23 protein-coding genes are annotated in these 21,053 nt (G+C 62.9%); 8 read left to right on the plus strand and 15 right to left on the minus strand.

The features are described from left to right. Nucleotides 1-4 precede the first annotated feature (4 nt). Nucleotides 5-478, plus strand: a complete 474-nt coding sequence (locus tag KZJ38_RS32110; protein WP_219801072.1) for a hypothetical protein — start codon at nucleotides 5-7, stop codon at nucleotides 476-478. Between the two features lie 26 nt (nucleotides 479-504). Here the strand turns inward: KZJ38_RS32110 and KZJ38_RS32115 are convergent, their stop codons facing one another. The 3 genes from KZJ38_RS32115 to KZJ38_RS32125 all read right to left on the minus strand — a co-directional run bounded on the left by KZJ38_RS32115 (nucleotide 505) and on the right by KZJ38_RS32125 (nucleotide 2,515). Continuing rightward, nucleotides 505-990 (minus strand): cupin domain-containing protein, encoded by a 486-nt coding sequence (locus tag KZJ38_RS32115; protein ID WP_219801073.1) that lies wholly within the window; start codon nucleotides 988-990, stop codon nucleotides 505-507. Between the two features lie 180 nt (nucleotides 991-1,170). Further along, the gene (locus KZJ38_RS32120; RefSeq protein WP_219801074.1) at nucleotides 1,171-1,713 is read right to left on the minus strand and encodes a hypothetical protein; all 543 of its coding nucleotides are present in this window, start codon (nucleotides 1,711-1,713) and stop codon (nucleotides 1,171-1,173) included. Nucleotides 1,714-1,849: 136 nt separating this feature from the next. Further along, complete coding sequence (locus KZJ38_RS32125; protein WP_219801075.1) at nucleotides 1,850-2,515, minus strand: helix-turn-helix transcriptional regulator; 666 nt, start codon at nucleotides 2,513-2,515, stop codon at nucleotides 1,850-1,852. A gap of 192 nt (nucleotides 2,516-2,707) precedes the next feature. Here KZJ38_RS32125 and KZJ38_RS32130 point away from each other — a divergent pair, with 192 nt between their 5' ends. From KZJ38_RS32130 to KZJ38_RS32140, 3 genes are all read left to right on the plus strand, one after another. Then, nucleotides 2,708-3,799 (plus strand): DNA topoisomerase IB, encoded by a 1,092-nt coding sequence (locus tag KZJ38_RS32130; RefSeq protein WP_425518389.1) that lies wholly within the window; start codon nucleotides 2,708-2,710, stop codon nucleotides 3,797-3,799. An 83-nt stretch (nucleotides 3,800-3,882) separates the two neighbouring features. Beyond that, entirely contained in the window at nucleotides 3,883-4,560 is a 678-nt protein-coding gene (locus tag KZJ38_RS32135; RefSeq protein WP_219801077.1) for a hypothetical protein, read from the plus strand. 83 nt (nucleotides 4,561-4,643) lie between these two features. Further along, nucleotides 4,644-5,033, plus strand: coding sequence for an NUDIX hydrolase (locus KZJ38_RS32140; RefSeq protein ID WP_219801078.1), 390 nt, complete (start codon nucleotides 4,644-4,646; stop codon nucleotides 5,031-5,033). 47 nt (nucleotides 5,034-5,080) lie between these two features. Here KZJ38_RS32140 and KZJ38_RS32145 read toward each other — a convergent pair whose 3' ends face one another. The 5 genes from KZJ38_RS32145 to KZJ38_RS32165 all read right to left on the minus strand — a co-directional run bounded on the left by KZJ38_RS32145 (nucleotide 5,081) and on the right by KZJ38_RS32165 (nucleotide 9,844). After that, the gene (locus KZJ38_RS32145) at nucleotides 5,081-5,374 is read right to left on the minus strand and encodes a DUF4148 domain-containing protein (protein WP_219801079.1); all 294 of its coding nucleotides are present in this window, start codon (nucleotides 5,372-5,374) and stop codon (nucleotides 5,081-5,083) included. A gap of 230 nt (nucleotides 5,375-5,604) precedes the next feature. Beyond that, the gene (locus KZJ38_RS32150; RefSeq protein ID WP_219801080.1) at nucleotides 5,605-7,044 is read right to left on the minus strand and encodes an MFS transporter; all 1,440 of its coding nucleotides are present in this window, start codon (nucleotides 7,042-7,044) and stop codon (nucleotides 5,605-5,607) included. Nucleotides 7,045-7,090: 46 nt separating this feature from the next. Beyond that, on the minus strand, nucleotides 7,091-7,765 hold the full coding sequence (locus KZJ38_RS32155; protein ID WP_219801081.1) for an SRPBCC family protein: 675 nt from the start codon (nucleotides 7,763-7,765) through the stop codon (nucleotides 7,091-7,093). Nucleotides 7,766-7,795: 30 nt separating this feature from the next. Further along, nucleotides 7,796-9,262, minus strand: a complete 1,467-nt coding sequence (locus tag KZJ38_RS32160; protein ID WP_246641872.1) for a UbiD family decarboxylase — start codon at nucleotides 9,260-9,262, stop codon at nucleotides 7,796-7,798. Between the two features lie 144 nt (nucleotides 9,263-9,406). Next, nucleotides 9,407-9,844, minus strand: a complete 438-nt coding sequence (locus tag KZJ38_RS32165; protein WP_219801082.1) for a PaaI family thioesterase — start codon at nucleotides 9,842-9,844, stop codon at nucleotides 9,407-9,409. Between the two features lie 225 nt (nucleotides 9,845-10,069). On the opposite strand from KZJ38_RS32165, the gene KZJ38_RS32170 reads away from it, so the two are divergent. Genes KZJ38_RS32170 through KZJ38_RS32180 form a run of 3 tightly spaced genes read left to right on the plus strand, consistent with a single transcriptional unit; the run spans nucleotide 10,070 to nucleotide 12,953 of the window. Beyond that, nucleotides 10,070-10,264 (plus strand): hypothetical protein, encoded by a 195-nt coding sequence (locus KZJ38_RS32170; RefSeq protein ID WP_219801083.1) that lies wholly within the window; start codon nucleotides 10,070-10,072, stop codon nucleotides 10,262-10,264. Between the two features lie 39 nt (nucleotides 10,265-10,303). Further along, nucleotides 10,304-11,308, plus strand: a complete 1,005-nt coding sequence (locus tag KZJ38_RS32175; protein WP_246641873.1) for a LysR substrate-binding domain-containing protein — start codon at nucleotides 10,304-10,306, stop codon at nucleotides 11,306-11,308. A gap of 4 nt (nucleotides 11,309-11,312) precedes the next feature. Continuing rightward, nucleotides 11,313-12,953: a class I adenylate-forming enzyme family protein gene (locus KZJ38_RS32180; RefSeq protein ID WP_219801084.1), complete on the plus strand. Its 1,641-nt coding sequence runs from the start codon at nucleotides 11,313-11,315 to the stop codon at nucleotides 12,951-12,953. Nucleotides 12,954-13,010: 57 nt separating this feature from the next. Here the strand turns inward: KZJ38_RS32180 and KZJ38_RS32185 are convergent, their stop codons facing one another. Then, on the minus strand, nucleotides 13,011-13,604 hold the full coding sequence (locus KZJ38_RS32185; RefSeq protein ID WP_219801085.1) for an NADPH-dependent FMN reductase: 594 nt from the start codon (nucleotides 13,602-13,604) through the stop codon (nucleotides 13,011-13,013). A 375-nt stretch (nucleotides 13,605-13,979) separates the two neighbouring features. Here KZJ38_RS32185 and KZJ38_RS32190 point away from each other — a divergent pair, with 375 nt between their 5' ends. Beyond that, the gene (locus KZJ38_RS32190) at nucleotides 13,980-14,276 is read left to right on the plus strand and encodes a KTSC domain-containing protein (RefSeq protein WP_219801086.1); all 297 of its coding nucleotides are present in this window, start codon (nucleotides 13,980-13,982) and stop codon (nucleotides 14,274-14,276) included. Nucleotides 14,277-14,325: 49 nt separating this feature from the next. Here KZJ38_RS32190 and KZJ38_RS32195 read toward each other — a convergent pair whose 3' ends face one another. The 6 genes from KZJ38_RS32195 to KZJ38_RS32220 form a co-directional block, all read right to left on the minus strand. Next, entirely contained in the window at nucleotides 14,326-15,354 is a 1,029-nt protein-coding gene (locus KZJ38_RS32195) for an XdhC family protein (RefSeq protein WP_219801087.1), read from the minus strand. Nucleotides 15,355-15,457: 103 nt separating this feature from the next. Continuing rightward, entirely contained in the window at nucleotides 15,458-15,835 is a 378-nt protein-coding gene (locus KZJ38_RS32200; RefSeq protein ID WP_219801088.1) for a RidA family protein, read from the minus strand. A 3-nt stretch (nucleotides 15,836-15,838) separates the two neighbouring features. Beyond that, nucleotides 15,839-17,224 (minus strand): MFS transporter, encoded by a 1,386-nt coding sequence (locus KZJ38_RS32205; RefSeq protein WP_219801089.1) that lies wholly within the window; start codon nucleotides 17,222-17,224, stop codon nucleotides 15,839-15,841. Nucleotides 17,225-17,304: 80 nt separating this feature from the next. Next, nucleotides 17,305-17,799, minus strand: coding sequence for a (2Fe-2S)-binding protein (locus tag KZJ38_RS32210; protein WP_219801090.1), 495 nt, complete (start codon nucleotides 17,797-17,799; stop codon nucleotides 17,305-17,307). A gap of 2 nt (nucleotides 17,800-17,801) precedes the next feature. Then, a complete protein-coding gene (locus tag KZJ38_RS32215; protein ID WP_219801091.1) occupies nucleotides 17,802-20,120 on the minus strand; it encodes a xanthine dehydrogenase family protein molybdopterin-binding subunit in 2,319 nt (772 codons plus the stop codon). Next, on the minus strand, nucleotides 20,121-21,017 hold the full coding sequence (locus tag KZJ38_RS32220) for an FAD binding domain-containing protein (protein ID WP_219801092.1): 897 nt from the start codon (nucleotides 21,015-21,017) through the stop codon (nucleotides 20,121-20,123). Between the last annotated feature and the right edge of the window lie 36 nt (nucleotides 21,018-21,053).

Consider the following 21,053-nt stretch of genomic DNA (forward strand, 5'->3'; position numbering starts at 1 on the left):
CTGCATGCGATACCTGACAATTCCCCTTGCCTTTGCTTTAACCACACTAACAGCGTGCGGTGCGTTTAGAACGCATGAAGCGCGCGACCCGCAAGGCGCGTTGATCGGCTCGAACATTCTCGATCTGGTGCAGTCGGTCGGCATTCCCGACAAGACGATGAAGCTCGTCGATACAGGCGGGCCAAGCGACCGGATGGAAGCACAATGGAATTTCGCGAACTCGGACGCAGCGCTCGATCTGAACGCGCTCGTGCTCGACCTGAAGATAGGCGGCGCCGGCAAATGCAGCATGACGGCGACGGTCGAACGCTGGGGCGGCAAAGTGCTCGCGGTTAATTTCCCGCAAGCGCATAGCGACAGCATCGGTTCCGATTACGGCGCGTGCGAACCGCTCGTCGAAGAAGCGCTCGAGCACAACCCGCACACGCCGGTCGATCAGAAGTGGGATGCTTTTTCGCTGGTCGGCGCGTCGAAATAAGCGGCAATCGAGGCAGCAAAGCGCCGTTACTCGCGGGCTCCGTCGAGCTTCGGTCCAAGCGCCTCGAGACCGTACTTCGGGCGAAGCAGGCTGTGATCGAAGCGCTCCAACCCGCCCCCTTCCGCAATTTCCAATGCCAGCTGCTCGAAACCGCCCGGCGAGAAAATGGCCAGCACACGCAGCGGCTTGTCGGACCGATTGATCCAGACCTGGGGCACTTCGCGCGGCAAGGTAGCCGATTGACCGGGATAAAGATCGATCGGCTTGCCGTCGATCACGATGTGCGCGGTACCCTCGAGCACGAAGAAATGTTCGTCCTCGTAGTGATGCCGGTGCGTGATGGAACCGATGCCGGGTTCGGCAATGCTCTCGACAATCGCATAGGCGCCGCCCGTCTCCTTCGACGACACGATCACCTTGAACACCATCCCCGGTTCGACCTGATACCAACCCGGCGCCAGGGTGTTCGGCTGCGCGGAGCCCGCATCGCCCGCATTCTTCCCGATCGTCATTTAAAGCGCTCCTCTAAGGGCAGAAAAGAAAATGAAATAGCTTCCTTAAGCTGCCTTCGAGGCTAGCACCTCGCCAAACAGGCGATAGCGCAGCAATCTTCACGGATTTGATCTTTCTCGCCACGTTGCGCGTACCCGGCCGCTTTTTCGCGGTCGAATGCGCGGCATGCGCGCGAGACGTCACGCCGTGTCGTCGACGTTCGTGCCCGTGAAATCGAATCGAAACGGTTTAAGTTTTTGGCTTGTAGTGTCGTTGTCGTTAGCGTCGCCGGTCGTCAGCTTGTGCTTCTCTTCGGCCTGCTCCGACTTCTCGGCCTGCTTTAGCAGCTGCGCATGCCGGCTACCGTTAGCGCCTTGCGACGCCGGGACGGCGTGCTTCTGCTGTCGCATCGCATCGAGACCGCTGATGTGATCGATCTGCGCCTGGATCGACGTAATCTGGGCCGTCAGCGCCCCCACCATCGCCTGTGCAGCGACCGAACCTGAACTCGCCGTGGCGATCGCCTGCTTCAGTCTCTTCGCGATGGTGTGCTCGAGCTTGCGCAAGGCCGCCACCTGGCTCGATGTATTGACCGGCCTCGTCTGCTGGTTAGGGTTTGCCGGATCGTTCGCGTTATTGGGATTGGTGGGATCGTCCGGATTCTGCGTGGCAAACGGATCCTGTGTTGGATCATTAGTGTTGTTAAAAGATGAGCCGGTCACTGAACCGATGGAAGATAGCATTGCAATTCCCCTGGCTGCCTGGCGTTGTGATTAGCGCGCAGTATAAGCCGTAAAGTGTTATTCCGCACGCGTATGCTTTATATTTCCAGATAGTGCTTGAGCGCCATTACGTTTTTGTGAATGCTCCCATGCGGGATCAGGATTCGGTAACTGAATCATTGCGATAGAGCGCCGCATAATCGCGCGGCGCCATGCCATGCTCTCTTTTAAAGCTGCGGCTGAAATGGGTAAGACTCGCAAATCCGCAATGCGCGGCCACTTCCTGAATCGTGATGCGTGATGGGTCGGCCAGCATGCGGCTCGCATGTTCAAGCCGCACCGAATTGGCAAAGCGCATCGGAGACAAACCTCGCTCCCTGAATGCACGCATCAGCGAGCTGCTCGATACATTCAGTTCGTCCGCAATCTGCGAGAGGCTAAGATCGGGGTCGCCAAAGCGGCGCGCAATAAGCTGCCTCGCGCGCAAAACCATGCCTTCCGGCGAGCGTCCATGGTACGAGGCGTCGCCGCTTTTCACGACGATATCCATCAGGTCGAGAAACTGGCGCCCGACACGCTCGCGCAGCACATCTCCCGCACTAGCCGCATGCGCGCAGAAGGTGAGAAACAGATCTCTGACCGCTGCGACTTCGGGGTTAGCGTGAACCGGATAGCAAGCCGACGAAAAGCGTACCGGAATACCGCGTTCCGACAAGACATGCGGCGGGATCTGCACGGTAGAACATAGCGCGGGCTCCTTAAAAAGCAGCGTGTGACCTCGCGCCGCATCGAGCAACACCATATCGCCCGCCTTGAGCGACACGATCTGATGCCGGTCTCGGCATCGGCCCGGCCGTCGCAAATCGTTCAGAGTGCACCAGAAACGACGGAATTACGGGTGCGAAAAGCGAAGCGACAACTCTGCACACGACATGCATTGACCGCGCCCGGGCACGCCGATTGCGCAGCGACTGACGCCCTCCATGGCACCTGCCAACCACGCGGAAGAACGCCAGTGAAGACGATGACGCACGACACGGCGCAGGCCATTGCCGCGGCCATGCCGCCCGAGATGCCTGCAGGCCTGCGACATGTGGACGACACACGGCCGGGCTACACGCGCAAGAAGATCGCGCGCGGCTTCGCCTATTTCGACACCGACGGCAAGCGCATCGAAGACGAAGCGGTCATCGCGCGCATTAACGCGCTCGTGATTCCGCCCGCCTACACAAACGTATGGATTTGCCCCGACTCGCGCGGGCACATCCAGGCCACGGGCCGCGACGCGCGCGGACGCAAGCAGTACCGCTACCATCCGCGATGGCGCGAGACGCGCGACGCCGACAAGTTCAGCCGTATGGCCGCCTTCGGACGCGCGCTGCCGCGCATCCGGGCGCGTGTGCAGCGCGATCTCGCGCGCAGCGGCATTCCGCGCGAGAAGGTGATCGCGGCGGTCGTGCATCTGCTCGATCACACGCTGGTTCGCATCGGCAGCGTCGAATACGCGCGGGAAAATCAGTCGTACGGACTGACGACCCTGCGCAAGAAGCACGTCAAAATTCAGGCTGGCGAAGTGCGCTTCCGCTTCGCGGGCAAAGGCGGCGTCGAACACGACGTGCCGATCGGCAATCCGCGCGTCAAGCGCATCGTGCGCAAGTGCGCGGAATTGCCGGGCCACGACCTCTTTCAATATATCGATGAAGACGGCACGCGCCGCACGGTCGGCTCGGCCGATATCAACGACTATCTGCGCGACGTCAGCGGCGCGGACTTCACCGCGAAGGATTACCGCACGTGGGCGGGCAGCGTCTTCGCGATGGCCGCGTTGCGCCAGCTGGTCTGCGACAACGCGACGGATGCGAAGCGCCATATCGTGGCGACGGTGAAGGAAGTCGCGACGCTGCTGCGCAATACGCCAGCCGTCTGCAGGCGCTGCTATATCCATCCCGACGTGATTGCCGCGTTCGATGCGGGCGAGCTGACGGATCTTCCGCCGCAAACGGCGAGGCGCCATATGAAAGTCGACGAGATCGCTTTTGCAACGCTGCTCGCGCAAATCGAAAAGCGCGCGAAAAAGGCTGGCCGCACAGCACGCGTACCCGCCTGAAGGGCACGTCGCTTGCGGCACAACGCAGTGCCGATCGCCTAAAAACGATCGGTTTACTGATCTACTGCCCAATGGAGGCTGTCATGCGCTATCTGGAAACTCAGGAAGGGTTGCCGCGAGTGTCGTGGGGCGCCGTTTTCACCGGCGTCACGATCGCGCTCGTCGCGTACGTGTTTATGTGCGCGCTCGGCGCAGCAATCGGAGCGACGCTGCTCAATCCGCTCGCCCAACAGGATCCGCGCGCGTTCGGATTCGGGTCCGGCGTGTGGCTGATTGTGACGACGGTCGTCGCCGTTTTTCTCGGCGGCTATTTCGCCGGCCGCTGCGCGCCGCTGCTCGGCTGGCTGCACGGCATGCTCGCATGGGCGCTGATGGTGCTCTGCGTCGTCGTCGCGATGACGTCGATCGTGAGCGGCGCCGTCTCGCTCGCGGGGCGTGTCGCCAGCGCGGGCGCCACGGCGACGATGCAGTCCGGCAACGCCGGCGATGCAGTCAACGCGCTTTCGAAGGAAGCGCAGAGCGCGCTTGCGTCGATGGCCAATGCGGCGTCGGCGCCGATGTCCGACCCGAACGTACGTCAGGCAGCCGATACCGCAACGCAGGCCGTCGCGCGCGCGAGCTGGTTTTCAGTCGCGGCGCTGTTTGTCGGCTTTGTGATTGCGGTCGGCGCGGGAAGCCTCGGGTTCCGGCATCAGCCGGTGGTCGAAACGGCCAGACGCGCACCCGCTGTGCGGGTGGAACATGCGCCGGGACGGCCGTAAGGATGCGTGCTCGCCAAGGCCGCAAGCCGGGTCCGTAGTTGAATGATCCGGGCTTGCAGAACGACCAGGAGGAGATCCCAGTCATGAAAATCCGGGCAACGGTCGTATGCGTGAAGGATTCGGCGATCCTGCTCGTGTCGAAACCACACTCGCGATGGTCGCTGCCGGGCGGCAGGATCAGGGCGAACGAGCAGCCCGCCGATGCGGCGCGCCGCGAGGTGGCCGAAGAGACCCGCATGATGGTCGACGGAATCGTGTATCTGTTTCAATTCCGTGGGTTCAGCACGTTACATCATGTGTTCCGGGCCGCGCTTCCCGAAGGCGCGGTGCCGCAGCCCGGCGAAGAAATCACGCGTTGCGGATGGTTCGCGCAGGCGGACCTCGCCACGCTGCCCACGAGCGTGCCGACGCGCGAAATCGTCAGGCTCGTGTTCGAGCCGCAAGTCGAGCTTGCTGCGATGCGCGTCGCCTGACGGCTGCTTCCGGCAGCCCGCGGCGATGGCGACGCGACGTATTGCAGTTACTGGGTATCGTCGCCCTGGTAGAACGTGCGCCCCGACCCCGTGAGCTTCGCATTGGTCGCGATGCTGCTGTACGTGCCCTCTGCTCTCATCGTGTCGAGCCGGTGTTGCGCCGCCTGAACGTTCTCCGGATACGCGGTGGAGTCCGACGTCGACGGGTTATAACCCGCGATTTGCAAGGCGACCACATCCTGCCGCACCTGTTCGCGCGTCAGAGGCGCGTTCGATTGCGCGTAGGCGCCAAGCGGCAGCAGACAGATTGCGCACAGCACTGAAGCTTTCGTGACTTTCATGGCGGTCTCCCGACGGGGTTGTAGCGTAAACCCCTATTTTACCGCCTGAAAGCGCGAACGACAGCAGCGCGCGTGGAAACCGCACGCGCGCTCGATGACAGCCGGTTACGGGACGCGTCGATTGCGTCCTGTCCGGTGCCGGTAACGCCCCTGGTTAGATCAGTTTCGGCTTCATCGTGGTTGGGACAAACTCCTATTCGTCGAACGAAAGATCGCCACCCATCAAAACGTCACGGCGCGATTTCTTCGAGGCTGCGCTCGCGCGTCTCGGTCATCTTCAGCGCGCAAATCGCGCCGACCACCGCGACGAGCGCGAACATCGAAAAGACCGAGCCGATACCCTGTTTATGCAAGAGCAAGCCCGCGAGCGACGGACCGACCGCCGAGGCGAGACGCAGCCATGAAGTCGCGAGGCCTGTGCTCGTCGCACGCATCCGCGTCGGATAGACCTCAGGCGTGTACAGATACAGCACCGCCGCAATCGAACCGACGATGCCGTAGCTGACGGTCGCGAGCACCATCACGCTCCATACGTCGTGCGCGCCGAAAAGCCTCAGGCATGCGAACAGAACCGCCGCGACGCAGAACGCAGCGACGGTCCAGTTGCGGCGGCCCACGCGATCGATCACATACGCACAGACCAGCAGCAACGCGACCTGCGCGACATTCGTCATCGACGCCGCGCGCAGCGCCGTTTGCAACGGCAAGTGATAAACGGAGCGATACAGGGTGGGCAGCCAGTTGTTGAGGCTGTTCGCGATGAAGAACGCGCTCGCCCACAGCACCCAGACGATCAGCGTGCGGCTGCGATAGAACGGCGACAACAGTTCGCGCCAGCCGGCGCGCGCATTTTTCGACACCCTGTTGCGTAAATCGGAGGCCGCGCTTGCCGACTGCACGGGCGCCGCCGATGCAAGGCGCTTGTCGGTGCTCGCCTCCATTTCCTGCACGATCGCTTCGGCTTCATCAAACCGGCCTTTCGATATCAGCCAGCGTGGCGATTCCGGCAGACGCGACACGAGCACGGCGATCAGCAGGCCCGGCACCGCGCCGATCCAGAACATGATTTTCCAGCCGACCAGCGGCACGAGCCACGCGCCGATCTGCCCGGCCCCCATCAGACCGAGCGGAAAGATCAGTTCGTAGAGCAGAAAGTACTTGCCACGGCCGTGCGCGTTCGACAGTTCGCTGATATAGGTCGCGGCGACCGGCATTTCGCCGCCGACGCCGATGCCCTGAATAAAGCGGCACGCGAGCAGCATCGGAAAGCTGCCGCTCAACGCGCAGCCGAGGCTCATCACCGACATGATCGCGATGGAAATCGTCGCGCTGCGAATGCGTCCGCGGCGCTCGGCGAACCAGCCGAATATCAGCGCGCCGATAAACTGCCCGACATAGCTCGCGCCGATCAGAATACCGATCTGCAGCGGCTCGATATGCCACAGGCCGATCAGAACCGGCAGCACGAACGCGATCGACAACGCATCGAATGCGTCGAAGAACGTCGCGCTGCCGACGATGATGCGTGCCCGCCGGTGCCATCGCGAGAACGGCACGCTTTCGATTCTGCGCACGAGCGCCGCGCTCGCGGCATCCATCGCCGTCTGCGCGACATGCGCGTCGGCATCGACGGACCTCACGGCGCGGTGCAGCGCGTTGCCCTCCTGCATGTTTGTCTCCAAGGTTTTTTGGGGCACCCCGACCGTGCCCTTGTTGTTATCGATGCAATGCGTACACCGCGATCAGCGCGACGACCACCGCCGCGCCGAATGCCCAGGCCCATGCCCTACCGTTCAGGCTCGAGCCCGAGCTGCCCTGCGGATGAGCGACCGCGGCGGCCGCGGCACTGCCCCCGGCACCGCCTCGCGGCATACCCCGCTCCGACGCGCCGCCATTCGAACCCGTCGACGCAGGCGACCCCGCCGCCTCGCCCGAGCCCGCTTCTTTTGGCCCAACCAGCGCCGCCGTGAAGCGTCCGAAAAACTCCTCGGCCATCTTGCGCGCCACACCGTCGATCAGGCGCCCGCCGACCTGTGCGAGCCGCCCGCCGACCTGCGCATGCGATCGGTACACGAGCCGCGTCGCGCCGCTGCTCTCCGACACGAGGTCGACATGCGCGCCGCCCTTGCCGAAGCCCGCCGCGCCACCCGACCCTTCGAAAGTCAGCGAATACGACTGCGGCGGCTGCAGGTCGGTCAGCACCATCTTGCCCTTGAAGCGCGCCTTGATCGGCCCGACCGTCGCGGCCATCACCATCTGAAACTGGTTGTCTTCGACGCGCTCGAACGACTCGCATCCGGGCACCGACGCCTTGAGGATCTCAGGGTCGTTCAAGGCGGCCCATACGCGTTCGCGCGGCAGCGGCAAAATCTGTTCGCCGGTCAGTTCCATGTGTCTTTCTCCTTAGCCGATCTGCTCTCGTCAACCGAGTATGTGTTCCCACTTCGCACGCGTCTTCTGCTGCAATTCCTTGCTCGCTTCCGCGACTTCCGGAAATTCCTTGAGGAAGTCGAAAGGACGGCATGCGTCGATAATCGCCTTCGAGTTGAACGGCGCCTTGTACGGATTGGCAATCGACATCGGGTCGTTTTTCGAACCCATGCCGCGTTTCACGATGTCGATATCGATGTCCGGGTCGGTACGTGTGGCGACCGCCCACATCACTTCCTGCAGGTTCGCTGGGTCGATATCGTCGTCGACGACAATCGAATAGCGCGACATATAGGCGCCGACGCCGCACTGGCTCAACATATGGGCGGCCTGGCGCGCATGGCCCGCATAGCGCTGGCGAATCGACACGACGTTGAACATGCGCGCGCCGCCGATTTCATGCGCCCACACGCCAGCGACGTCGGGCACGCCCGCGGCCTGCAGCGCGTCGACGAGCAGCGCCGAGCGCATCACAGCCTTCGAATACGAATAGTCGTTGGGCGGCTTCGCGGGCGGGCTGCCCATGATGATCGGATTGCTGCGATGGTAGATGCGCTCGATCGTCACGACCGGCGCCGTTTCGGCTTTGCCCGGGTAATAGCCGTGAAACTCGCCGAACGGACCTTCGATTTTCACGTCGCCCGGATGCGCATAGCCTTCGATCACGATCTCCGACGCGCTCGGAAACGGCAGCCCCGATAATTGCCCTTTGACCACCGAGACCGGCTTCTTCAGGATCGCGCCGATATAGTTGTACTCGCACATACCGAACGGCACTTCGATGCCTGAAATCAGATAGCCAAGCGGATCGCAGCCGATCACGATTGCCACCGGAAACGGCTTGCCGGCCTGCATATGCTTGTCGTACTGAATCGCGCCGTGCTTGCCCGGAATCATGTCGAGGCCGACGTGATTGCGGTCGTGAATCATCACGCGATACGTGCCTACGTTGACCCACTCCGAATCGAGATCTTTCGTCACGACCATGCAGCCCGTGCCGATATAGCGGCCGCCGTCTTTCTCGTGCCATAGCGGCGCGGGAAACGAAAACAGATCGACGTCGTCGCCGGATTGAACGTGCTCGAACACGGGGCCGTTGCTGACCGTCACCGGCTCGTATTCGGGCGCATGCGCTTGCCATTGCTTAGGCTTGCCGCGCAGCATTTCGACGAGTCCGCGATGCGTGTCTGCACGGCCGACACGCAGAATCGAAGACAGGCGCGCCGGGCTCGCGGTGCTGCACGTCACTACGCGATGCCCTTTCGGATAGCCGGGAATGTCGTCGAACAGCAGCGCAGAGGGTCGCGCCTTCTTCACGTTCAGTTCGCTGATTGCGCCGAGTTCGAGATTCCAGTCGGCGCCCGCGACGTCGGTCAGTTCGCCAAGCGCGCGGGCTTCTTCAAGCCATGTGCGCAGATCGAGCGCATCGGTCGTCATGTTGGGTGTCACGTCCTTCACGTCCTGTGTCTCCTGTTTGTTCTCCCCAACATTGAAGCAACGCGCACGCGCTCGCAAGCGACCATCGTTCATATCGGGGATGAGAAGGATTCATGCAGCGCACGACTCATGTGACCTCATAGCGTCGCGCTGTGCCACGCGAGATTAATCGAGTTCGCCGCGCGGCGCATTCAATGGCTCGCGGCGTCCATAGCCGCCCGCGTATTTGAACGTGCCTTGCGCGGTCGCGATCAGCGTCGTTGCGTCGATCCATGCTTCGCCGCGCGCGAAATAGATCGACCGCCCTTTGCGTTCGAGGAAGCCTTTGCCAATTAGCGTATCCCCGACACCCTTGTCAAGGAAGTTGAGCGTCAACGATAAAGTGACGCCGTGTATCGGCCGCTGCGGGTCGGCGCTATAGAGGCCCGCATAGCCGCATGCCGCGTCGAGCAGCGTCGCGACGACGCCGCCTTGCAGCACGCGCTGACGGTTCAGCATGCCGGGCTGCAAACGAAGACGGAATTCCGCGTACCCTTCATGCCATGCCATGCGTGTCATGCCGAGGCTGGCGAGGAACGGATTTTCGAGCGCGTCGATCTCCACAACCGTTCCTCCGCTCAACCACCAGACCGGCCGGTGAACCCATGGTTGAGCGGTTCAGGCCACCCGTCGGTTGCGGGCCGCGCGAAGCCTTCGTCGTGCGCGGCAACCTGCGCGCCGTTCCACACCATAGAACGCGCACCGAAATGTGTGTTCGCTTGACCTTGCCCGCGCGCGAAGCGTCGGGCCTTTTGCTTGCCGGTCGTCATTGATAGTTCCGGGTTTGTAATGATTGATTCGCGCGCGCCGATCGACGACGCTTTGCTCGACCGGCCAAGAGTGCATGAGTGCTTTCATCGCGCGCAAACTAACTTTTCTCATGCCCGCATGAAAAAGTTTCATTTCCTCGGCGCCGGCAACGGGCCGATCATCGCAGCATCCGTGCTGTCCTGTTACGTTCCCACCATTGTGAAACCCCGTTAAAATCCGCCTCACTGATCCTGCACTGCGCTGACTCATCGAATGAGACCCTACATTCCTTCTCTGCAGAGCTTGCTTGCGTTCGAAGCCGCGTCGCGGCACCTGAGCTTCACGCGCGCGGCGCAGGAACTCGAACTGACCCAAACGGCGATCAGCCATCAGATCAAGACGCTTGAAGACCGGCTCGAGGTCAAACTGTTCGTGCGGCGCCGCAATGTGCTGACGCTTACGCCCGCTGCGCGCGAGTATCTGAATTCCGTGCATGAGGCGATCAATCTGCTGTCGATCGCCACCGCGCACGCGCGCAAGAAAAAGCCGAGCACCGTCCTCACGGTCACGTGCCTGCCGACTTATGCGGTCAAATGCCTGATTCCCGCGTTGCCCGAATTTCAAAGCGCGCATCCCGAGATCACTGTGCACGTCGCGACGAGTTCGACCTTCAACGAGTTCGAGCGCAACAGCTATGACGTCGCGATCCGCTATGGTTCGGGCCGCTGGGCGTCAACGCGTTCGGACCGGCTGCATGGCGAAGAATTCTTTCCCGTGTGCTCGCCCGCGGTGCTCGAGCAAGCCGGCAAGTTCGGCTCGATCGCCGACGGCCTTGCGCGCATGCGCCAGATTCGCACCTACTTCTATTCGATGTATCAGGACGACTGGCCTGCGTGGCTCGAGGCCGCCGTGCACGGACCCGTCGAATTCGCGAGCGAATCGGTGTTTCACCTGCAGCTCACGTCTCTCGCCGCGGCCGTCGACGGTGTCGGCATCGCAATCGGCCGCACGCCGCTCGTCAACGGCGATCTCGCGAGTGGCAAGCTCGTCGCGCCGTTCGAGGTGCGCGTGCCGTCGAGCTCCGCGTATTTCGTCACATCGCCAATCGACAAGGCGAGAACGAAGAAAGTCGAGGTGTTCCGCGAATGGGCGCTCGCGCGGCTCGGTGAGCATCGCGCGCACGATGAACGCGACGGGCCCACTGCGCATGATGGGCACGCGGGTCGCCCGGCGGTGCACGCGTCGGCTGCCGTCGTAGCGGCCGGCTCGCCTTACTGAGTTCATGTCGAGCGACTGTCCACCGGTAGCCGATTCGCCCTGGCGTACCGTCGCCGCGTTGCTCGACCGGCATCGGCGCGACAAGCCGGAGAAGGATGCGATTGTCGATGTCGAGCGGCGCGTGCGCATATCGTTCGAACAGCTTGCGAATCGCGTCGACGGCATTGCGCGGCAACTCGCACAGCATGGCGTAGAAAAAGGCACGCGCGTCGTGCTTGCGAACTGCGAAGCGCCCGACAAGCTGCTGCTCTGGCTTGGCGTCTGGCGCCTCGGCGCAGTCGTATGTCCCCTCGATGTTCCTTTCGTGGGCCACGAGATCGCGCGCAAGCTGCTCGAGACGCTCGCGCCCGGTCTCGTCGTATGCCCCGATGAAAGCAGCGCAGGGCTGTCCGCCATGACAAAGGCGCCGCTCGTGCGCTTCGCCGCAGGTGGATTCGGCAGCGATACGCCGGGCCGCGCGAAAACGCAACGCGCCGGCCAACGCACGATCACGCTCGCGCCGGACGACGAACTCCGGAACAGCGACGCCCCGCCGCTGCCCGACGCCGAGACCGTCTGCGCGATCGACGATATTGCATCGCTATGCTGCACATCAGGCACGACCGGCATTCCGAAGATCGTCGTCTACGACCACGCGTGCTACTGGCTCAACGGCCTCGACAGCATCGACCTGCTCGGTCTGAACAGCGATGATCGCACGCTCGAATACCGTTCGTTCGACTGGTACTCCGCACAGATCCTGAGCCTGATGCCGTTCCTGCAACTGGGCTCGACACTTTGCATCGCACGCAAGTTTTCGCGCAGGGAGTTCGGCAACTGGGTACGCGAAAACCGCGTCACGGTCAGCGCCGGCGTGCCGACCGTGCTCAATCTGCTGCTCGAAGCGCCGCTCGATGCGCCCGCCGATACGTTCGCGTCGCTACGCGCGATGACGTGCAGCACGGCGCCGCTCTCGCCGCTTCAATGGATGCGCTTCGAAAAGCAGTACGGCATCCGCATTCTGAATCTGTACGGTTCGTCGGAAGCGGGCTGGATGTGCGGCAGCCGTTCGGAGCGCCGCAAGATTGGCACGGTCGGTTATCCGGCCGCGCATATCCGCTTCGATATTGTCGATTCCGAGGGCGTGTCGTGCGCGCCGGACACCGAAGGGCAAGTCGTGGTCGACGGCGCGAAGCTCGCGCTCGGCGTGCTGCAGGCCGATGGCTCCGTGCAGGCAATACGCGGCGCGCCGCTTTTCACGCGTGATATCGCCGCGCGCGACGCCGAGGGCTTTGTGCGCATGTCGGGCCGCATGGACGATCTGATCATTCGCGGCGGCGTGAAGATCGTGCCGCAGGAAATCGAAGACGCGCTGCGCGCGCACCCGCAGGTGCAGGACGTCGCCGCGCTTGGTGTGCCGGACGCTGTATATGGTCAGGAAACCGTATGTTTTGTCGTGGCGCAACCCGGCGCATCGGTCGATCCGCAAGCGCTGCGCGCGCACTGCAAGGCGCGCCTTGCGCGCGAGAAGGTGCCTAAAGACGTGTTCGTGATCGCATCGCTGCCGCGCAGCTCGCGCGGCAAGATTCTGCGCGATGCGCTGCGCCAGCAATGGTGGCGCATCGTCAGTATGCCGCCCGATCTGTCGGAGCCGGAGTTCGAGTAAGCGAACGGGCGGCGGTTCAACGGGCGCAGCGTCCACGCGGCGCAGCGCTCGCGAGAATTATTTGCGGCTTTGCTCGCCCTCCCGGGCGGACTTCAGCGCATGAGTCCACCAGAGCAGGTCGTCGATCAGCGCCGTCGCCTTGTCGCTGAGCGCGGCCAATTCAGACGTGACGTCCTTTCCCTGAAAGTGCTGCCACAGCGCGCTCGCGGGGATATGAACCGATGCTTGCACAGGAGCCACTTGCAACACGGCGAGCGTGGCGCGCAGATGCTCGACGCCGCGCGCGCCGCCTTCGGCTCCATAGCTCACAAAAGCCGCGGCCTTGCGGTGCCATTCCTGGTTAACCCAATCAATTGCGTTTTTGAGGACTGCCGGGCTCCCATGGTTGTATTCCGGCGTGACGATGACAAAGCCATCGGCTCGCGCGATCTCCGCAGCCCAGCGTTTGACGACCGCGTGCTCATACGGCGCCCGTCCAGGCCACGAAGGCAGAACAGCCTGATCGAAAAACGGCATCGGAAACTCCCGCAGATCGAGCCATTGGGCTTCGACACCACTGCGTGCATTCAGACGCTCGAAAATCCATCTTGCGGGCTGTTCGGAAAAGCGGCTTTCCCGCGTGCTTCCAACGATGACGGCAATCGCGACCATACAGAGTCTCCTTCATGAACGTGACGGGCTGAACAAATTTGCAATACGAAGTTGATGTTGCGTGGCTTTATTCAGCGCGCCCATTCCGATCGCGAATGACGGAATCCTGAAGCGAATCTAAAAACTGAAAGTCTCTTATGATTGGATGTTATAACTGATTTTTATCGGTTACATGAGTAACCCGAAAAAACCGATTTCCCAGGATCGTGAAAAGCAAAACTGCTTTCTCCAATGGTTCGGAATATTCAACACCCACCCGTTGTTTTAAGTGCAAGTACTGTTACCGACGTAGAAGTCCCCGTTATGCTTGCACGCCTCAGAAAGTGTCTTTATTGGTTTGGAAAAGCGTTGTCCAGAGTCTGCCGCTCTCTGGTCATGACAGAAGCCCCGGTCACGCTCTTTCCGTATATACCGTCTGAATTTACGCAGACGTACAACCTGAAGCGGCCTCATGTACGGCTACGCGGGGAACGCATTTACTCCGTGTTCTACGATGGCGAGACCAGGATACTCGAGGTGCGTTATAGCGATGGCGATCTGCGCTGGTATGCCGATGTATCGGAGCGCGCCTATGAGCGGCTGCTGTGCGCGGACGGACCCGATGACGCGCTCGCGCGCGAGGTGTTCTTGCAGAATCGTTCAGGGCAATCGACGTTCCGGAATATCTCCTAGTCGTTGCAGCGATGACGTAGCGTCGCATTCTTACGGGAGCTGACGCACGTCAGCCGGCAAGCACCGCGCACGGCTCCGATCGTTCCTCTTCGGCCTTCGCTTGCGCAACATCCAACGAGCGCGGCAGCTTTACGCCGTTCTTCGCGGCCGTCATTTCCGCCGCAATCGAAACCGCGATTTCGGGCGGCGTCTTGCTGCCGATATGAATGCCGGCAGGTCCATGCAAACGCGTGAGTTGCGCGTCGTCGAGATCGAAAAGCCGCAGGCGTTCGCGTCTTGCCGTGCTGTTGCGGCGCGAGCCGATCGCGGCCACATAAAACGCTTCCGTTTGCAGCGCATCGATCAGCGCGAGATCGTCGAGCTTCGGATCGTGGGTCAGCGCGACCACCGCACTGTGTGCGTCGAGCTGCATGTCGAGCACCGTATCGTCGGGCATCGTCCGCACGATCTGCACGCCGGCCAGGTCCCATTCGTCCGCGTATTCCGCACGCGGATCGCACACCGTCACCTGATAGCCGAGGCCGCTCGCAATCACCGCGAGAAAACGCGACAGGTCGCCCGCGCCGATAATCAGCAACCGGTAACGCGGCCCATGCACAGTGACGAGCGTCGTGCCGTTGAAACGCAGCTGCTCGTTGGCGCTCGCGCGCCGCAGCCGCGCGCGGCCGGTGGCGAGATCGAGTTCGCGCGCGATCAGATTGCCGTGCTCGCATTGATCGAGCAGTTCGACGAGCGCGGTAAGCGAGGCATCGCCCGCGAGCGGCTCGATCACGAGCTGCATCGTGCCGCCGCACGGCAGGCCGAAACGCCGCGCTTCTTCGGCGCTCACGCCATAGGTCGCGACTTCGGGCCGCTCGCCCGCGAGCAGCTGCGCGCGGGCGCGTTCCATCAGATCGTCTTCGATACAGCCGCCCGATACCGAGCCGCTCACCGCGCCGTCGTCGCGCATCGCAAGCAGCGCGCCGACCGGACGCGGACTCGAGCCCCACGTGCGCGTCACCGTCACGAGCGCGACGCGGCGGCCCGCCTTGAGCCACTGCGCGGCATTGCGCAGCACGGTCACGTCGATGCTGTCCATCGTCTCCTCCTTTGCCGTACGCTTTGTTCTACCGCGACGGCGGGCTCGCACTACACCGCGCTACCGCCTTCGACGACGCCACGCCACGCCGCGCGACGCAGCGTCAAGCCGCCCGATAAGCCACCATCTGCAACTCGACGAGAAAGCCATGATGCAATTCCGGCACCGGCACCACGGCCCGCGCGGGCTTGTGCGTGCCGAAATACTCCGCATAGAGCTTGTTGAATTCCGGCCAGTTGTTGACATCGACGATATAAGCGGTGCATTGCACGACATCGGTCAGCTTGCAGCCCGCTTCCTCGAGCACGCGCTCGCAGTGCTGCAGTGTCGCGCGCACCTGGCGCGCAAAATTCTCGGGCCCGTCGACCGCCACACCCGGCCCCGGCAACATGCCTGAAACAAACGTAAAGCCGCCCGCCTGCACAGCTTGCGAATAATGGCCGCCGGGCGCCGGCACCTTGTCGGTAAAAATAAAGTTCATGGTTCAGACCTCTTCGGGTAAGCGCTGTCCTCGCGTTTCCGGCAACCACGGCGCCAGCACGAGACCAACAAGATAAATAAAGCCGACCGTCACCGCTGCGTGGCCGTAACCGCCGAACCGGGCGATCAGCGTGCCGGCGACAAGCGGCCCGGTCCACGCCAGAAAACGCGGCACATTGAAGCACAATGCGATGGCCGTGCCGCGTACACGCGTCGGGTACAGCTCGGGCAGCCAGGTTGGCATCCACGTATATTGCCCGAGGCTGAAAAAGCCGGTCACGCAGGAAATCACGAGCAGCAGCGCGATATCGTGGGTCCACATGAAAAGCACCGGCGTCAGCACGAACGCCATCGCAAAGAACAGGCACGTAATACGCTTGCGACCGTAGGCGTCGGCAAGAAAGCCGAGGCCGATGTAGCCGGCGATCGCACCCACGTTATAAGCCATGCCGGCAAAACTCGCCCACGTTGCCGCATGCAGGCCCGCCCGCGCGGCCTCCGAGCCGATATACGGCGGCACCCACGTCGAGATGCCCCACCAGCCGAGTGTCGTCGAAAGCGACATCAGCACAGCGATGCAGGTGCGGCGGCGCAGTTTCGGGTCGCTGAGCAGATCGATCAGCGTGAAGCGCGCGAGCGCCCGCTCGTGCTCGTCGAGCGTCGCGCCCGCGCGTTTGCGTGCAAGCGACGCCTTGCGATGCGCGTTGACACGTTGCCACTGTTCGGATTCCGGAATGCCGGCGCGCATCCACAAGGTGGCCAGCCCCGGCAGCACGCCGATCACGTACATGTAGCGCCACGCATGTTCGCCCGCACCGCTCATAAAAAGCCATATGAACGACGCGACGAAAAAGCCGGTGCCGAGGCCGCATTGCATCAGGCCCGCGCCTTTGCCGCGATGCCGGTCGGGCCAGATTTCAGCGGTCATCGCGGTGCCGGTGGCCCATTCGGAGCCCATCGCGAGGCCGACGATAAAGCGCAGCGCCGCAAACGACGCCCAGTTCCACGACAACGCGCTCAAGCCCGTGGTGAGCGAATACGCGAGTATCGCGAGCATCATCATCCGCTTGCGGCCAATATAGTCGGTCAGCACGCCGCCGATCAGGCCGCCGATGCCCCAGCCGAGCAACGTCAACGCGATCACCAGGCCCGCATAGAACGGAATCTGGCCGCGCAGCGACGGCTCCAGCAACTGTCCAAGCGCGCCGCCCACAGTCAGGATCAGCGCGTAGGTTTCGTAGCCGTCGAAGAACCAGCCGAGATTCGATGCGGCAAGCGCGCGCCATTGCTGCCCGCTGATCGACCGGTACCAGACGACGTTCGCGGCCGCATCGTTTGACGCATGCGGCGGCGCGCCGCCGGTGTCCGGCCGCTCCAGAGGTTGATGCATCGACTTGTCTCCTTCGTTATTGTTTTACGCCGCGCGCGGGTTTTGCCTGCTCGGTGCCGGGCCGGCGCGCACAGGCACCGCTACACGGCTACCGCCTTCGACTTGCGCATCTGCGCCGCGAGCTTCACGGCTTCGATAATCTCGGGGTAAGCCGCGCAACGGCACAGGTTGCCCGACAGGAAATGGCGGATTTCCGCTTCGCTCGGATCCGGGTTGCGATCAAGCAGTTGCTTGCTCATCAGGATGAAGCCGGACGTGCAAAAGCCGCATTGAAACGCGCCACATTCGATAAAGGCCTGTTGCACGATATCGAGTTCGCCGTTCGCATCGAGCGCTTCGACCGTGCTGACTTCACCGCCGTCGGCCATCGCGGCCAGATAGAGGCAGCCCGACACGCTCTCGCCATTTACAATCACCGTGCAGCATCCGCACAGGCCTTGCCCGCAGCTTTCGCGCGCGCCATACAGCGTGAACTGCTGCCGCAGCACTTCAAGAATGGTTTGATGCGGTTCGATCTCGGCGCTGACCGGTTCGCCATTCAGCGTGAAACGGATCATGACGGAAGTTGCGCTCATCGTTATTCCTCTGCTAGCGGTTCGTTGCGCGCCGCGCACAGCGCGCGATAGACACTCTCGGGCGTCAGCGGCAGCGACTTCAGACGCACGCCGACCGCGTCTTCGATCGCTTCGGCAATCGCGGACGCAACGCCGAACGTCGAGCTCTCGCCCACCCCTTTCGCGCCGAACGGCCCGTTGTTCTGCACCGATTCGACCGTTTCGCGGCCGATTTTCGCGGGGATATCGTGGATGCCCGGAATCTTGTATTCGGCGAACGAAGCATTACGCAGCTGACCGACTTCGTCGAACTCCATGCGTTCGAAGAGCGTGATGCCGAGCTGCATGATCGCGGCGCCCGAAATCTGCGTATCGACCACTTTCGGATTGATCGGTGTGCCGCAATCGACGACGTTCTCGAAACGCAGCAGCCTGAAATGGCCGGTTTCGGTATCCACTTCAACCTCGACGCCGCATCCGCCGACCATCCAGTTCGGCGTGATGTTTTCCGACTGGCCTGTTTCGTGCGACGGCGACTCGTAGCTCGGAATAAAGCTGCCGATGCCGACGATATTGCCAGCCTGCATCTTGTACTTCTGGCGCAGCAGTTCGCCCGCGCGAATCGCGGGCACGGTCGGCACGCCGAGTTCCTCGGCCAGTTCCGCGATCTTGCGATTCACGTCCTCGGCCGCGAGGCGCACCGCGTGGCCCATATGGAACGTCGAGCGCGAGCCGAGCGTCGCCATGTCGTACGGCGTCACATCGGTGTCGGGGCGCATCACCTTGATGCGTTCCGCGGCAATGCCGAGCACGTCGCCGGCCATCAGCGCGATCGCCGTTTCCGACGCCTGCCCCATATCGACCGTGCTCGAATAGACGGTGCAGCTGCCGTCGCCGGCGAGGCTGATCATCGCCATCGAAGTGGTCGGTGCGACCAGCGCCTTGAAACCGACGCCGATGCCGCGGCCGCGCCGCAGCGTGCCGGTGCCGCGCTCGAACGGCGCATGCCAGTTCATCCGCTCGACGACGCGTTCGAGCACGAGCTCGACGGCCGCATCGTGCATCGTCGTGCCGGTCGGATGCATGCGCCCTTCGCGCAGGATATTGCGGCGCCGGAAATCGACGGGGTCGACCTTCAACGCGCGCGCGATCATATCGGCGTGGCTCTCGTAGGCCCACACCATCTGCGGAATGCCGAAGCCGCGGAAGGCGCCCGCGGGAGGCAGGTTCGTGTACACCTGATACGAATCGACCCAGACGTTCTCGATGTCGTACGGGCCGGTCGCCGTAAAGCCCGACTTCTGCGTCACGCGCGGGCCGATATCGGCATACGCGCCGCCGTTCCACCACACTTCACATTTGCGACCGGTAATGCGTCCGTCGGCCGACACCGCTGTTTTCATGCGGAACGTCGTGGCGTGCTTGGTGATCGTGAAGAACTGCTCTTCCATCGTCAGCGATATCTTCACCGGGCGCTTCGCGAGCAGCGAGAGTGCAACGACGAGCGCTTCGAGCTTGATATAGAGCTTCGCGCCGAAGCCACCACCGAGCAGCGCCGATTTCACGCGCACGCGGTTCTCGTCCCAGCCGAGCAGACGCGCGATCTCGATCCGCACGAACGACGGGCTTTGCGAAGCCGTGTACACAGTCAGCGTGCCCATGCCCGCATCGGGCTCGGCCACCGACACCATCGGTTCCAGCGGCGTATGCATGACCTGCTGCGTCTTGAACGTGTCTTCGAACACGTGTGCGGCATTCGCGAAAGCCGCATCGACGTCGCCGCGGCGCAGCTTGAAATCGAGCGCCACATTGGTGCCCTTGCGGCCGGCCAGATGCTTGAGATCGGGAAAAGTGCCGGCGGGCCGCAGAAACTCGTGAACCAGCACGTCGTCCGATTGCGCGGCCTGGACTTCGTCGAACACGGCCGGCAGTTCCTCGTAGTCGACCATGATCAGGTGCGTCGCTTCTTCCGCGATATGCGGATCGGTCGCGAGCACCACGGCGACCGGTTCGCCGATATAGCGCACTTTTTCGAGCGCGAGAATTGGCTGGTCGTGAAACGCGGGGCCGTAGTACGGCTCCGGAATCACCTTGACGATATCCTGCGCGGTATAGACGCCGAATACGCCCGGCAACTCGCGCGCCGCGCTCGTGTCGATGCCCGCGATCTTTCCATGGGCAACCGTGCTGCGCAGAATCTTGCCGTGCAACATGCGCGGCAGCACGAGGTTGTGAATATAGTCGGCGCGTCCGGTAACCTTCGAACGCGCCTCGAGCCGGTTCAGTGAGCGGCCTATCTGCTTCTGCGCCGGCTGTTCGTCCAGCTTCGTTTCAATCTTCATTTAGGCGTGGCCCTCGAATGCGGTACCGCGCGAGTTCACGGCGGCAAGCGCCGTACGCACCGCGCGGCCCAGGTAGACCTTCAGCAACTGTTTCTTGTAGCTCGCCGTGCCATGCGAGTCGCCGACGATATCGAGTTGCGCGGCGCCCGCTTCGCCCGCGTGGCGCAGCGTTTTTTCGTCGCTGGGCTCGGCGCCGCGTAACAGCGCTTCGGCTTCGGTAAGGCGCGTGGGCCGGTCGGTTGCCGCGCCGACAATCACGCTCGCCTGCCTGATTGCCGCGCCCTGCATATCGAGCACGACGGCTACGCCGAGCGCGGGCCAGTCGTGCGACGCGCGCGTCGTCACCTTCATATACGCGGCCGGACGGCCTGCTTGCGGCGGCACGATCACGCGCGAAATCAGTTCGTCGCGCGCCAGCACCGTTTCGTAATAGCCGGTGCACAACTGCTCGACGGGCACCGTGCGCTCACCGTTCGGGCCTTGAATGGTTACGCGCGCGCCGAGCGAACTCAGCACCGGCGGCATATCCATATGCGGGTCCGCGTGCGCGAGATTGCCGCCGATCGTCGCGACGTTGCGCACGCGCACATTCGACAGCGTGCGCAAGGTGCGCGCGAGCAGCGGCCAGCCTTCCTTCACGAGCGGCGAATGTTCTAGCGTGGCGAGCCGCGTCAGGCCGCCGATCTGCAGTTCGCCGTTATTGCCGATGCCGACCTGCGCGTACTCGGGTTCGACATCGCGCAGGCTAACGAGCCGCGTCGGCCTCAGCACGCCCGCTTTCATCATCAGCATCACCGCCGTGCCGCCGCCCATCGGTCGGATATCCGGGTCCTCCGGATCCAGCAGTGCGATCGCTTCGGTCAGCGACCGGGGCCTTGCGAGCTCAAACGGAATCATCTAGTGCGCTCCCTTTTTCTATCACACGCTTATGCC

Origin of the sequence: Paraburkholderia edwinii (assembly GCF_019428685.1) — a bacterium.
GTDB classification, from domain to species: Bacteria; Pseudomonadota; Gammaproteobacteria; order Burkholderiales; family Burkholderiaceae; genus Paraburkholderia; species Paraburkholderia edwinii.